At 52.3% G+C, this 13,179-nt stretch carries 14 protein-coding genes and 1 pseudogene; 9 read left to right on the top strand and 6 right to left on the bottom strand.

The annotated features are described in order from the left end of the window. Together FD744_RS21580 and htpX are read left to right on the top strand one after the other, a co-directional pair. A pseudogene (locus FD744_RS21580) lies at positions 1-271 on the top strand (IS4 family transposase); the annotation flags it as partial. Positions 272-481: 210 nt separating this feature from the next. Then, a complete protein-coding gene (gene htpX, locus FD744_RS21575; RefSeq protein WP_038646563.1) occupies positions 482-1,363 on the top strand; it encodes a protease HtpX in 882 nt (293 codons plus the stop codon). 52 nt (positions 1,364-1,415) lie between these two features. Here htpX and FD744_RS21570 read toward each other — a convergent pair whose 3' ends face one another. Further along, positions 1,416-2,798, bottom strand: a complete 1,383-nt coding sequence (locus tag FD744_RS21570) for an MFS transporter (RefSeq protein ID WP_160833637.1) — start codon at positions 2,796-2,798, stop codon at positions 1,416-1,418. A gap of 193 nt (positions 2,799-2,991) precedes the next feature. On the opposite strand from FD744_RS21570, the gene kdgR reads away from it, so the two are divergent. Then, positions 2,992-3,783, top strand: coding sequence for a DNA-binding transcriptional regulator KdgR (gene kdgR, locus FD744_RS21565; RefSeq protein ID WP_034828705.1), 792 nt, complete (start codon positions 2,992-2,994; stop codon positions 3,781-3,783). Between the two features lie 36 nt (positions 3,784-3,819). Here the strand turns inward: kdgR and FD744_RS21560 are convergent, their stop codons facing one another. Then, positions 3,820-4,056, bottom strand: coding sequence for a YobH family protein (locus FD744_RS21560; protein WP_034828706.1), 237 nt, complete (start codon positions 4,054-4,056; stop codon positions 3,820-3,822). A gap of 218 nt (positions 4,057-4,274) precedes the next feature. On the opposite strand from FD744_RS21560, the gene FD744_RS21555 reads away from it, so the two are divergent. The 5 genes from FD744_RS21555 (at position 4,275) to rlmA (ending at position 7,420) form a co-directional block, all read left to right on the top strand. Then, positions 4,275-4,550 carry a YebO family protein gene (locus FD744_RS21555; RefSeq protein WP_034828707.1) on the top strand — a complete coding sequence of 92 codons (276 nt, stop codon included), beginning with the start codon at positions 4,275-4,277 and terminating at the stop codon, positions 4,548-4,550. Between the two features lie 18 nt (positions 4,551-4,568). Further along, positions 4,569-5,579, top strand: a complete 1,011-nt coding sequence (locus FD744_RS21550; protein ID WP_160869329.1) for an MBL fold metallo-hydrolase — start codon at positions 4,569-4,571, stop codon at positions 5,577-5,579. A 527-nt stretch (positions 5,580-6,106) separates the two neighbouring features. Next, the gene (locus FD744_RS21545; RefSeq protein ID WP_128599124.1) at positions 6,107-6,181 is read left to right on the top strand and encodes a DUF2627 domain-containing protein; all 75 of its coding nucleotides are present in this window, start codon (positions 6,107-6,109) and stop codon (positions 6,179-6,181) included. Between the two features lie 83 nt (positions 6,182-6,264). Next, positions 6,265-6,474, top strand: coding sequence for a transcription antiterminator/RNA stability regulator CspE (gene cspE / locus FD744_RS21540; RefSeq protein WP_034828712.1), 210 nt, complete (start codon positions 6,265-6,267; stop codon positions 6,472-6,474). 139 nt (positions 6,475-6,613) lie between these two features. Continuing rightward, entirely contained in the window at positions 6,614-7,420 is an 807-nt protein-coding gene (gene rlmA, locus FD744_RS21535; protein ID WP_160869327.1) for a 23S rRNA (guanine(745)-N(1))-methyltransferase, read from the top strand. On the opposite strand, the gene FD744_RS21530 is transcribed toward rlmA, so the two are convergent. From FD744_RS21530 to manX, 4 genes are all read right to left on the bottom strand, one after another. After that, the gene (locus FD744_RS21530) at positions 7,417-7,875 is read right to left on the bottom strand and encodes a DUF986 family protein (RefSeq protein WP_058960161.1); all 459 of its coding nucleotides are present in this window, start codon (positions 7,873-7,875) and stop codon (positions 7,417-7,419) included. The two genes, rlmA and FD744_RS21530, sit on opposite strands and share 4 nt — an antisense overlap. Positions 7,876-7,967: 92 nt before the next feature. Then, positions 7,968-8,813: a PTS mannose transporter subunit IID gene (locus FD744_RS21525; protein WP_038646579.1), complete on the bottom strand. Its 846-nt coding sequence runs from the start codon at positions 8,811-8,813 to the stop codon at positions 7,968-7,970. 14 nt (positions 8,814-8,827) lie between these two features. Then, the gene (locus tag FD744_RS21520; protein WP_034828717.1) at positions 8,828-9,628 is read right to left on the bottom strand and encodes a PTS mannose/fructose/sorbose transporter subunit IIC; all 801 of its coding nucleotides are present in this window, start codon (positions 9,626-9,628) and stop codon (positions 8,828-8,830) included. Between the two features lie 57 nt (positions 9,629-9,685). Then, positions 9,686-10,651 carry a PTS mannose transporter subunit IIAB gene (gene manX, locus FD744_RS21515; RefSeq protein WP_160869325.1) on the bottom strand — a complete coding sequence of 322 codons (966 nt, stop codon included), beginning with the start codon at positions 10,649-10,651 and terminating at the stop codon, positions 9,686-9,688. Between the two features lie 511 nt (positions 10,652-11,162). Here manX and FD744_RS21510 point away from each other — a divergent pair. Beyond that, entirely contained in the window at positions 11,163-12,728 is a 1,566-nt protein-coding gene (locus FD744_RS21510; protein ID WP_160869323.1) for a TerC family protein, read from the top strand. Positions 12,729-13,179: the final 451 nt, after the last annotated feature.

The following is a 13,179-nucleotide window of genomic DNA, read 5'->3' as shown; positions in this document are numbered from 1 at the left end:
TAACCTTCTGAGGTTCATGATGGCGCAGATGGCGTACAGCCTGAAAGGCGTGGAACCTTATCAGATGAGTTTTAAGCAGTCCGCACTGTATCTGAGAAGTCATCTTAGCCTGCTACCGGGCATCTCACCGGGAAAAATACCGCGGGTAATGGAAGAGATAATGGCGATGGCGCCAGGGCTGGTGCTGCCGGAAAGAAGAGTGCGGCATTACCCAAGGGCGGTAAAAAAGAAGCCGCAACGTTATCCGCTGCGGCCTCCATTAAGATCTTAACTGACAAGCATTACCGCTCCGGCGGTGTTTTTTTTGCACCAAAGGTATTGTTCATTGTGGCTAATGGGCAGAATTGTCCACATCATTACCAAATGTAAAGTTATGTCTTTTTAGACACTTAAAGATTAAGGTTGCTTGAAAACCTGCGCAATGGACATAGGATGTATATCCGCGCATGAGCGCGAGCACAACTGAGGAAGATTAACGTTTATGATGCGTATTGCGCTTTTCCTGGTCACCAACCTGGCGGTGATGTTGGTATTCGGACTGATTCTGAGTCTGACAGGAATTCAGTCAAGCAGTGTTCAGGGTCTGATGATTATGGCAGGTCTGTTTGGCTTTGGCGGTGCGTTTGTTTCACTGCTGATGTCTAAATGGATGGCGTTGCGCTCCGTCGGCGGTGAAGTGATTCAACAACCCCGTAACGAGACAGAACGCTGGCTGATGGATACCGTCAGTCGCCAGGCTCAACAGTCCGGCATTGCGATGCCGCAAGTGGCGATCTATCACGCGCCAGACATTAACGCCTTTGCTACCGGTGCACGTCGTGACGCCTCACTGGTTGCGGTCTCGACCGGCTTGCTGCAGAACATGAGCCGTGATGAAGCGGAAGCGGTGCTGGCGCACGAAATCGCCCACATCGCTAACGGTGACATGATCACCATGACGCTGATTCAGGGTGTGGTGAACACCTTCGTGATCTTCATTTCGCGTATTATCGCGCAGGTGGCATCAGGCTTCCTGTCGGGTAACCGTGACGGTGAAGAGAGCAGCAACGGTAACCCGCTGGTCTATTTTGCGGTCGCGACCGTGCTGGAACTGGTGTTCGGCATTCTCGCCAGCATCATCACCATGTGGTTCTCACGTCACCGTGAATTCCACGCGGATGCAGGTTCAGCCAAACTGGTGGGCCGCGAGAAGATGATTGCCGCTCTGCAGCGTTTGAAAACCAGCTACGAGCCGCAGGAGCCAAGCAGCATGATGGCATTCTGCATTAACGGCAAAAGCAAATCGTTGAGCGAATTGTTTATGTCGCATCCGCCGCTCGATAAGCGTATTGAAGCGCTGCGTAACGGTGACTATCTGAAATAATGGTTTGGCTGTTGCAATAAACAAAGGTGCCCAATTGGGCACCTTTGTTGTTTTATGACTTCACCGTCTGACTCGATTGCGTCATCCGAGACATACTGACGACGGCTGCCACCGTGGCGAAACTACCCGCCAGAACCAGTGATGCATGTGTTCCGCTGTCGTTAAACAGATTGAACATCAATGCAACCAATGCTGCACCGCTGCTCTGACCGACCAAACGCGCCGTCCCTAACATACCGCTGGCGCCACCGCTGCGATGGCGCGGGGCAGAGGAGATAATCGTGTGATTATTTGGAGACTGGAACAGGCCAAAGCCCGCACCGCAAAGCATCATTCGCCAGATAATATCAATATCGGTGGGTTGTGAAGGCAGCAGTGCCAGTAAGAACAGACCCGCCGCAAACATTGCCAGCCCCAGGCCACCTAATAACCCCGCATGGACCTTCTCAATCAACCGTCCGGCAATGGGTGCCAGCACCATGGTGGCCAGCGGCCAGGGTGTGAGCAGCAACCCGGTTGCCACTTCATCCCGTCCCAGCACGTTTTGCAGGAAGAATGGCAGCGAAACCATAGCCAGCATCTGCGCACAGAACGAGCAAATCGAAGTGCACATCGACAACGAAAAAATGGGGATGCGCAGCAAATCCACCGGCAGTAGCGGCACTGGCATCGCCAACTGGCGACGAACAAACACCACGCCCACCAACACCAGTGCGACGACTTCCGCCAGAATGAGCCAGTGATCCTGCCCCTGTGAGAACCCGCTGAGGGCCGATATGAGCAGGCCAAAGAACAGGGCGTTCATGATGGCACTGGGAACATCGAATTTCTGCTGTTTAGCTTTCTGCGTGTTATCTGGCAGAAAACGCAGCGCCAGCCACAGTGCCACAATGCCCAGCGGCACGTTGATCAGGAATAACCATTTCCAGCTGGCGATGGAGAGAATCGCGGCTGCCACCGTTGGGCCCGCAGCGCTCGACACCGCGACGATCAGCGAGTTAATCGCCATACCGCGGCCGAGAAAACGCTGCGGATAGATAATACGAATCAGCGCTGTGTTCACACTCATCAGTGCCGCGCCGCCAAAACCCTGCAGGATACGCGCCACGGTAAGCATATTGAGTGAAGAGGAGAGGGCGCAGAACAGTGAAGTGGCGATAAACAACGCCAGCCCTACCTGATAAACACGGCGATAGCCCAGCATATCGCCCAGAAAGGAGAGCGACAGTAACGAGATAACAATGGCGATTTGGTAGGCGTTAACAATCCAGATTGATTCCGCCGGACTGGCATTCAGTTCGCGTGCAATGGTGGGTAACGCAACGTTAGCAATGGCACCATCCAGCACTGCCATCATGATGCCTAACGCAATAGTGATAATCGCGCCGTACCGCTGCGGAACAGGTAATCCATCCTGAGAGACTGTAGGGGACATAAATGAAATAAATGAAGGAAGTGAATATCATCATGCTAATCAATTTTGTGACGGAAAGCACCGCATTCATTGACAAAAAATTACGAAGGAATGTGTCGCAGATTGCCAGTCGTTGCCGCCGTTGGGCTGAAACGCATATACTGGCGCTTCTGTTCCGTTTTTTTTGAAACACCGTCAAAAAAGGATACGCGCAATGGCGAGCAGTGATAACGATAAACAGCCAGACTCCGTCTCTTCGGTAATGAAAGTGTTCGGCATTTTGCAGGCGTTAGGCGAAGATCGTGATCATGGTATCACCGAGCTGTCGCAACGCGTGATGATGTCAAAAAGCACGGTTTACCGCTTTCTGCAAACCATGAAATCATTGGGTTACGTCGCGCAGGAAGGGGAAAGTGAAAAATATTCGCTGACGCTCAAGCTGTTTGAATTGGGTGCCAGGGCACTACAAAACGTCGACCTGATTCGTAGTGCCGATGTCGAAATGCGAGAACTGTCGCGTTTGACCAAAGAAACCATCCACCTGGGTGCGCTGGAAGAAGACAGCATTGTCTATATCCATAAAATTGATTCGCTGTATAACCTGCGCATGTACTCGCGCATCGGGCGTCGTAACCCGCTGCATACCACCGCCATCGGTAAAGTGTTACTGGCATGGCGCGATCGCACTGAAGTTCAGGCAATCCTGAGCGAAGTCGAGTTTCGTCGCAGTACCGCCAACACCATCGTCAGTGCTGAAGCGCTGCTTGAGGTATTAGATCAGGTAAAAGTACAGGGTTTCGGTGAAGATAATGAAGAGCAGGAAGAGGGCTTACGCTGTATCGCTGTGCCGGTTTTCGACCGCTTCGGCGTGGTGATCGCGGGATTGAGCATCTCGTTCCCGACAATCCGATTCTCTGAAGAAGCAAAAAACGAGTATGTGGCGATGCTGCATCGTGCCGCGCGCAATATTTCCGACCAGTTGGGTTACCACGACTACCCATTCTGAATAGCAGAACGGGCTGTCGCCAGCCCGTTTGAGTCATTAATTATCTACCACTTCGCCACTTTTCTTCAGCAGTGGACAATCGGTGACACCCACAATACCGCTGTCGGTATGCAGATATTGCGCGGTGATCATGCCGCGTGCAGTGAGATAGCTACACTGTAAGCCCAGTCCAGCGGCGTTTTTGTTGCTTCCGGTCAGTACGCCATAGCCGGTAAACAGCATCCCTAACCAGACCACTGCCACCACGATTATCGCCCGAATGAATAGTTTCATTTTATCTCCTTGTGATACACAACGCAGCTATCCTGAAGTCGCTGCGATTTCTATAGTAGCAGCATGACGCGTCCTGCTCATGAAATCGATCAGAGATAACTGAAAGCCATCAAGATGCGGGATAATCTGCTTTCCACCGGCAACCATTATCTTTTCCGCACACAACGAGTAGAATCAGCGGCGGTGTAAGTGTTTTATGTTTGACAATAGAGGCAGTTATGAACGAGTTAGCCGCAAATACCAGTCCGCTGTTCAGTTATGGTGTACTGGCCATCATTATTGTTGTGGCCTTGATAGCCTGGTTCTTCGTTAACCGGGCCAGCATGCGCGCCAGTGAACAGATTCGTTTGCTGGAAGCACTGCTGGAAGAGCAGAAAAAACAGAATGCATTGTTGCGCCGCCTGGCGGATGCTCAACCTGCCACAGCAAAACAGCAGGAGGAAGAAGACGCCGTAGAACAGCGCGACTTCATCCGTATGATTCCAGAACGTTAAACACATGATGGAGCAGTAATGGCCTGGCAAAATCCCTGGTACGACGCAACGCTGGCGCATCACACGCCAGAAGGTTTCCGCAATCCGGAACCGGAATTGCGCCAGCCAGGGGATTTGCAGCGCTGGCGGCGGGAGCGCAAAGCGGACCATTTGCCGCTGCCGCCTCAGGCCGGTTATCCGGCATTCATTGCCCGCTGGTATCAGGAAAGCGATCTGGGTGGTGATGACGATCGCGTCTGGTGGTTAGGTCATGCCGCTGTGTTGATGCGGCTCAATCGCCGCTATATTCTCATCGATCCGGCACTCTCTGCGCGTGCTTCACCGCTGCCGTTTGCTGGGCCACAGCGTAAAACGCCCGCTCCGCTCCATATTGCACAGTTGCCACATCTCGACGTGGTACTGATTTCGCACAATCACTACGACCATCTCGATCGACCTACGGTAAAGCGCATCGCACGTCGTTTCCCGGATGCGCAATTTGTTGTGCCGCTGGGTATGGGAACCTGGTGCCGCAAACGTGGCGTGCGTCATGTCACCGAACGCGACTGGTGGCAATCCATTGATACCGCAGGAGTGACGTTGACTGCCGTACCCGCGCGGCACTGGAGCATGCGAACTTTCTGGGATCGTAATCGCTCACTGTGGTGTGGCTGGGTGGTGCGAAACCAGAGTGTGAATTTTTGGTTTTCAGGTGACAGTGGCTATAGCGAAAACCTGTTAGAAATTGCTAAACGTCTTGGGCCCTTTAATCTTGCCGCGTTGCCCATTGGCGCTTATGCACCAAAATGGTTCATGCGCGGTCAACATATGGACCCCGATCAGGCGGTGCGTTTATGGCAGGCGATAGGGCGTCCGTTAACGCTGCCGATCCACTGGGGTGTGTTTGAACTGGCGGATGATCCTTTAGATGAACCTCCTGCCGCTTTGGCGCAAGCAATGCAATCCGCGGGAGAATGGGACTCACGCTTTATGCCATGGAGAATAGGCACCAGCCGAAGCTTGCAGAATAGTGATTCAGATGTGTCCTAAGCCCGATTTGTTAAATCAAGCGTCGCAGTGCGTTTTTTTAACATTTAATTGTAGAGTCGTTAGTTAAAAATAAGATAACCGCCAAAACGAGCGTGCATATATTTGGGGCAAGAGCGCTTATATTTTCCTGATTTTGGTGCAAAACAATTAATGACTTGTACTTAATAAATCGAGTTGTACAAGTTTTGCTCAGCGCACGAATGTTGCATGCCACGTTAATTTTTTGGCGAAATATTTTATCAATGCCATATTAATGCAATATTTTTTGCGTAGCCTTGACCGCTTTAATTGTGCTGGTTTAGATCGCGTCGCTACGCTTGACTAATGTAAGTACTGGCGCTAACTACTCTGACATATAACATTTTTTTGTGCAGTTATTCCGTCATCTGTCAATATGCTAATGGCAGAAGAGTGCAGAGCAACGGCCAATTATGTGCGTCATGTCGATCACCGTTTAAAAATGGCTTGCCATTAATTTGCGGATATGTGATAACGACTCTTGGGTCAAACGAGGTACAGTTCTGTTTATGTATGGCATCTTCAGTAAAGAAGTTACGAGTAAAGACGTTGACGTTGAATTCCGCTTCCTTGCCGAACCTTAAATTAGTGCCTCATTCAGTAACGTCTCTGGTTTATCTGTAAGACTGCCTTCGGGCAATATAAACAATCAAAGGAATTTGCAAAAATGGCAAAGATTAAAGGTCAGGTTAAGTGGTTCAACGAGTCTAAAGGTTTTGGTTTCATTACTCCTGCTGACGGCAGCAAAGACGTGTTCGTACACTTCTCTGCAATCCAGGGTAACGGCTTCAAAACTCTGGCTGAAGGCCAGGCTGTTGAGTTCGAAATTCAGGACGGCCAGAAAGGTCCAGCTGCAGTAAACGTTACTGCTATCTGATTTCGTTCTCAGACTCGGTGCCATGCGCCGCTGACACGAATTGTAAAGCCCTGGTCTCTGACCGGGGCTTTTCTTTTATCCTTTCTGTTGCCAGACGATCAGGGTAAACTGCGCGCGAATCGTGAACCCGGAGTTGTCTATGTCTTTGATTTGCCCCCTTTGCCAGCAACATTTGCACCAGCAAGCCAACAGCTTCCGCTGCGATGCAGGTCACCAATTCGATCAGGCTAAAGAAGGGTACGTTAATTTGTTGCCGGTGCAGTATAAAGGCTCAAAGGAACCGGGTGACAGTGCGGAAATGCTGCTGGCACGTCGCGCATTTCTTGATGCCGGCCACTATCAGCCATTGCGCGATGCAGTGGCGCAACATCTGGCACAGCGCCTGAATGGCCAGGCGGCACAAGTATTGGATATTGGCTGTGGCGAGGGTTACTACACCGCAGCAATGGCAGAAGCCCTTCCGCAGGCGCAGTTGTTTGGCCTGGATGTGGCGAAAGCGGCGATTCGCATGGCGGCTAAACGTTATCGCACGGTGAAATTTTGTGTCGCCTCCAGCCAGCGTTTACCTTTTGCTGATGCATCGCTGGAGGGCATTGTGCGCATCTATGCTCCCTGTAATGAAACCGAACTGAACCGGGTGGTGAAAACGGGCGGCTATCTGCTGACGGTGACGCCGGGTCCACATCATCTGCAGCAGTTCAAGGCGCTGATTTATCGTGAAGTGCAGCTGCACGCGGCAGAAGAAAAGGCTTACGAAGGTTTTAGCCAGGTCGGGCAACACAATCTACGTTATGAGATGACGTTAAATGGGGCCGAAGCGGTGAGCTTGCTGCAGATGACGCCTTTTGCCTGGCGCGCGCGCGAAGAAGTCTGGCAACAGCTGGTGGCAGCCGATAGCTTTAGCTGCGATGCCGACTTCATGCTGACGCTATGGCAGCGCACTTAACGCGCTTCCACCAGCGTATTGTAGATACGTTCCAGGTCGTCGAGCTGTTGCACTGCAATCAGCAGGCGACGCTGTTCCAGCTGCATGACTAAAATGCCATCCTCAGACAAGTTCATACTTTGAATGCGACGATAGTCGATCCACACGCTGCCGAAGAACAGTCCCTCTGTCTTCATCAACAATTTCGGCGTGCGTAGCCAGAATAGCCAGATCGCCATAAAGCACAGCACCATCAGCAGCGTGGTGGTGAGTTGGGGACCATGGTTGCTGACGTTATTCCACAGCAGAATCAGCAGTAACACGATAAAAATGCCGCTGTCGATTTTATGGCGACGACGCAGCGCGACACGCAATTTGGTCGGCCCTTTGCGCCGCGGCAGGATAGCGTCATCATAAATCGCGAACAGGGCGAAAGCGATGATCAGCAGGGCAATCAGAGCGTCAGTCAGTGACATTACATTTTCTTCCTCAACCGAATTTACCTCAACGTTGGCGCTCAGGTAACTTCGCTGAAAACTGCCGGGAGCCGAAGCCCCCGGCGAGATGATTACAGACCGAGCAGGCCGATCCAGTAACCAAAGATACCCAGGGCAAAGAAGCCCACGATAATCCACAGTGCGTTGACCTTACGGCGCAACAGCCACATACAGCCGAAGGTCAGCAGCAGCGGGATTAAGCCCGGCATCAGCTGATCGAGAATCGACTGAACGGTGGTCACGGTGGTTTTGCCGGTGTGATCGGTAATGCGCGACACCACAAGCGGCACGTTCACGTGTGTCCACTTGTTGACCAGGGCCCCCATAACAAACAGGCCGAGAATCGACGCCCCCTCCGTGAGCTTTTGCAGGAAGCCGCCGCCCATATCGCTGACGATATCCACGCCTTTACGATAACCGTACGCCACACCGTAATAACGCGTCAGCATACGCACGGCGTTAAACAGAATGAAGAACAGCAGGGGACCGAGCAGGCTGCCGCTCATCGCGATACCGGCACCGAGTGCAGCAAACACCGGGCGAACGGTACCCCAGAAGATCGGGTCACCCACCCCCGCCAGCGGTCCCATCAGGCCGACTTTAATGCCGTTAATCGCGGCATCATCAATCGCCGCGCCGTTAGCACGCTGCTCTTCCATCGCCATGGTAACGCCGAGCACAGGGGCTGCCACGTATGGATGGGTATTAAAGAACTCCAGATGACGCTTAATCGCCTGTTTACGATCGTCATTGTTCTCAGGATAGAGGCGACGAATCACCGGCACCATTGAGAAGCAGAAGCCCAGCGCCTGCATACGTTCAAAGTTCCATGAACCCTGAAACAGGTTAGAGCGGATGAACACACCACGGACATCGCTCGGGGTGAGTTTCTTTTGCGTGTTAGTTGTATCAACCATGATTTCACCTGTTCCTAGTCGAGTTCGTTGTCGAGGTCATTGTGTGCAGGACCGGCAGCGGCCGCGCCTGCTGTACGGTTATATTTCGGCGCCAGCTGGATATACAGCACCGCCATGACCACACCAATTACGCCCAGAGCAACCAGGTTGAAGTTGGTGAAGGCCGCCGTCACAAAGCCCAGATAGAAGAACGGCATCAGGTAGCCTGCGCGCATCATGTTAATGACCATCGCGTAACCGACCACCACGATCATGCCACCGGCGATGTTCAGACCGTTGGTGACCACTTCTGGAATGGAGCTCAACAGTTCCTGTACCACGCTGGTACCCACTGAAATCGCCACAATCAGGGCTGGAATTGCAATACGCATCGCCTGCAATACCAGTGCAGAGACGTGAATCCAGCTGATGGCGCTCAGATTACCTTTCTCGGCGGCCTTATCGGCAGCGTGCTGGAAGGCAACGGTGATGGTACGGACGATGATGGTCAGAACCTGGCCGGCTGCCGCCAGTGGAATCGCCAGTGCGATACCCGCACCAACACTTTGGCCACCTGCGATAACCAGAATGGTCGAAATGATGGAGGCCAGTGCCGCATCGGGTGCAACTGCCGCACCGATGTTCATCCAGCCCAGCGCGATCATTTCCAGGGTACCACCGATGATGATACCGGTTTTCATGTCACCCAGAACCGCACCAATCAAGGTACAGGCCACCAGTGGACGGTGGAACTGGAACTCATCAAGAATCGAACCCATCCCGGCAATACAAGCCACAATAAATATCAGGATGATTTGTAGCGTGGTTATTTCCATTGCTTTTCTCCTCAGCAAGGTCTCAAGTATTCGCCCGCCAGCGCAGGCAAAAGCGAACTACTGATTGACCTTGGCAATCAGGTCCATCATTTTCAGTCTTGGGTCGTTTGAAACTTTACGCACTTCCAACTCAATACCGCGTTCATTCAGTTTACGGAAGGCTTCAATGTCCTTCTGATCGACCGAAACTGCGTTGTTGACCTGGGTTTTACCTTGTTTGAATGCCATGCCGCCGATGTTGACCGACTTGATATCCACGCCTTGTTCAACAATCCGTTCCACATCGGTTGGATTGGTGAACAGCAGCATCACGCGGTCACTGCCATATTTCGGGTTGTTCCACACGCGGATCATCTTGGCAATATCCACCACGTGTGCGGTCACGCCAGGAGGGGCCACCTGCGTCAGCAGCGTTTTACGCACATGGTCATTAGCCACTTCATCACTGACGACGATGATGCGAGTCACGTTGGTCTCTTTGGTCCAGCGGGTTGCCACCTGGCCGTGAATTAAACGGTCATCGATGCGCGCCAGGCCGATCTTCATGTGCTCGCCCGGTGCCAAAGGCTTTTGCGGTTGCGCCGGGGCTTTTGCGGCAACGGGTGCTGCAGCTTCCGGGGTAGGGGTTTCGGTCTTGAGGGCTTTAACACCTTCGCGGCCGGCTTCTACGGCAATATGAATCAATTCCTCAAAGGATGGGTTGTCATCACGTCCCATCAGGGTTTCCACCAGCATCGGGATGTTCACCCCGGCGATGACGTCATAATCCGGCTTGTCCACCACAATGCGGCTGGCCGCGTTGAATGGGCTGCCGCCCCAGGTATCCACCAGGAACAGCACGCCTTTCGACGTGTCGAGTTCTGCCAGTCTCGCCTGATACTTTTCGATTAGCGTTTCTGCATTTTCGCCGGGTACGAAATCAATCCATCCGACATTTTCCTGCTCACCCAACAACATTTCTGCTGTTTTAAGCAGCTGTTCTGCCGCCCAGCCATGTGTACCAATTACAATAGCAATGGTCACTTGCTACCTCCGTTCGCATGAGAGATTCTCTGGCATTGCCGGGAATCATTGAGAATTACCGTTGTTGATTCAGGTGGATCGTTTGGGTCTAAGATGAAGAGTCGCATCAATAAATGTTCCGAAACTGTCCGCTGCACAGCAGTAAGGTCGCGATTTATTTTAGTGTGCGAAAAAATAATTTATGTGATGTTTGTCAGCTATTTCGAGCGTAACGCTGCAAAATTGCATTTATGTTCGTTATTCCTGCGTTTGTGCAGTTGTTTGTAAATGTAATAAAATTTTTTGACGTTGTTGATGTAACTGATACATTAGCGTTCTGTTTAATATTCAGGAGTATCGGGCTTCAGCTCACCTATATGGACCGTCACCGACGTCGCTCAACATGTTCTCAGCGCTTTCTGGCGCACACTACAACGCTCCTCAGCGTGACCTCATTTGCTAACGATCTCTCGTCTCGCTTCACCGCGCAGGCTCAATCTCGTTCGCCCCTCTGTGTTGTAAGGAGTCATTGATGGAATTTCTCTTCGACCCCTCAATTTGGGCGGGTTTGCTAACGCTGATCGTGCTGGAGATCGTTCTCGGCATCGACAACCTGGTGTTCATCGCCATCCTGGCGGACAAGTTGCCACCGAAACAGCGTGATAAAGCGCGTTTGATCGGTCTGTCACTCGCTCTCGTGATGCGATTGGGCCTGCTGTCGCTGATCTCCTGGATCGTGACATTGACGCGACCCCTATTCAGCGTAGGCGATTTCAGTTTTTCCGGGCGAGATTTAATTCTGTTGTTCGGTGGTTTGTTCCTGTTATTCAAGGGAACCATGGAACTGCATGAGCGGTTGGAAAACCGCGGCATGGAACATCAGGGCAACAAAGGTTATGCCAGCTTCTGGGCCGTGGTGATCCAGATTGTGGTGCTGGACGCAGTATTCTCGCTTGATGCGGTGATTACCGCAGTGGGGATGGTCAACCATCTGCCGGTGATGATGACCGCCGTGGTGATTGCCATGGGTGTGATGCTGTTGGCTTCGAAGCCGTTGACCAACTTCGTCAACGCGCACCCTACGGTCGTGGTGCTGTGTCTGAGCTTCCTGCTAATGATCGGTTTGTCATTGGTGGCCGAAGGCTTTGGTTTCCACATTCCGAAAGGTTACCTGTACGCCGCGATTGGCTTCTCGATTGTGATTGAGCTGTTCAACCAGATTGCACGCCGTAACTTTATTCGCCATCAGGAACATCGTCCGATGCGTGAACGTACGGCTGAAGCGATCTTGCGTCTGATGGGCGGTCGCCAGCGTCATCAGCCGGCAACCACGGAAGAAGCTGCGCTGACGCAGGCGATGCCACAGGAAGCGTTTAAAGACGAAGAGCGTTACATGATCAACGGCGTGTTGACGCTGTCACAGCGCTCCATTCGTAGCATCATGACGCCGCGCGGCAATATCTCCTGGGTTGATGCTGAACGTCCGGTGGATGAAATCCGTATTCAGCTCCTCGACACGCCGCACAGTTTGTTCCCGGTATGTCGCGGTGAGCTGGATGAGATCATCGGCGTGGTGCGTGCTAAAGAACTGCTGGTGGCGCTCGAGCATGGTATGGACGTGGCGACGTTTGCTGCTACCACTCCGGCGATAGTGGTGCCTGAAACGCTGGATCCGATCAACCTGCTGGGCGTACTGCGCCGCGCTAAAGGCAGCTTTGTCATCGTCACCAACGAATTTGGTGTGGTGCAAGGTTTGATTACTCCACTGGACGTGCTGGAAGCGATTGCCGGTGAGTTCCCGGATGAAGATGAAACGCCCGATATTATCGCGGATGGTGATGGCTGGTTAGTGAAGGGCGGTACCGATCTGCACTCACTGCAGCAGTTGCTCGACCACCATGAGCTGGTGGATCGGGAAGAAGATCATGCCTCGCTGGCGGGTCTGTTGATTGCCCAAAAAGGCCAACTGCCGCAGCCTGGTGAGATCATCGACCTGCCGCCGCTGCATTTCCAAATCATTGAGGCTACGGATTATCGTATCGACCTGGTGCGCGTTACCAAAGATAAGCCGCATGAAGATGAAGAGCATGAGGCGTAAGGGCTAAGTTAATTGTCATCGAAAAGGCCGATATCCACGATATTGGCCTTTTTTATTTCTGTGACCCGTCCTAAATAGCGTTGGCACATTTTACTCACTCACTGAGGGAGATGTGATTAAGCAGTAAGTGTTTCGCCATAAATGGCGTTGACACCTTTCACACTCACACTGAGAAATAGGTAATGAACGAATAGGTTGAACGCACAACGCGATTGACCCATTCCAGGTACAGCGTTATGCAGACCGCAAAAACGCCACATGAAGCCGGTAAAGGGGGATGAGGAGTAAAGCGTACGCCGCAGGGATGCGGCGTCCGAGGCTACAGGGATGTATTCACGCCGTCTTTACGGAACATCCCCCTTTACCGGCTGGAACGCACCACCAGACACAGCAATCGAACGCATCATGAAACAGAGCAATCGAACGCACCATCAAACAGAGCAATCCAACC

Origin of the sequence: Pantoea sp. Taur (assembly GCF_009830025.1) — a bacterium.
GTDB lineage: Bacteria > Pseudomonadota > Gammaproteobacteria > Enterobacterales > Enterobacteriaceae > Pantoea > Pantoea communis.
The sequence above is the reverse complement of the archived record's forward strand: the minus strand, read 5'-3'. Positions and strand labels throughout refer to the sequence as shown.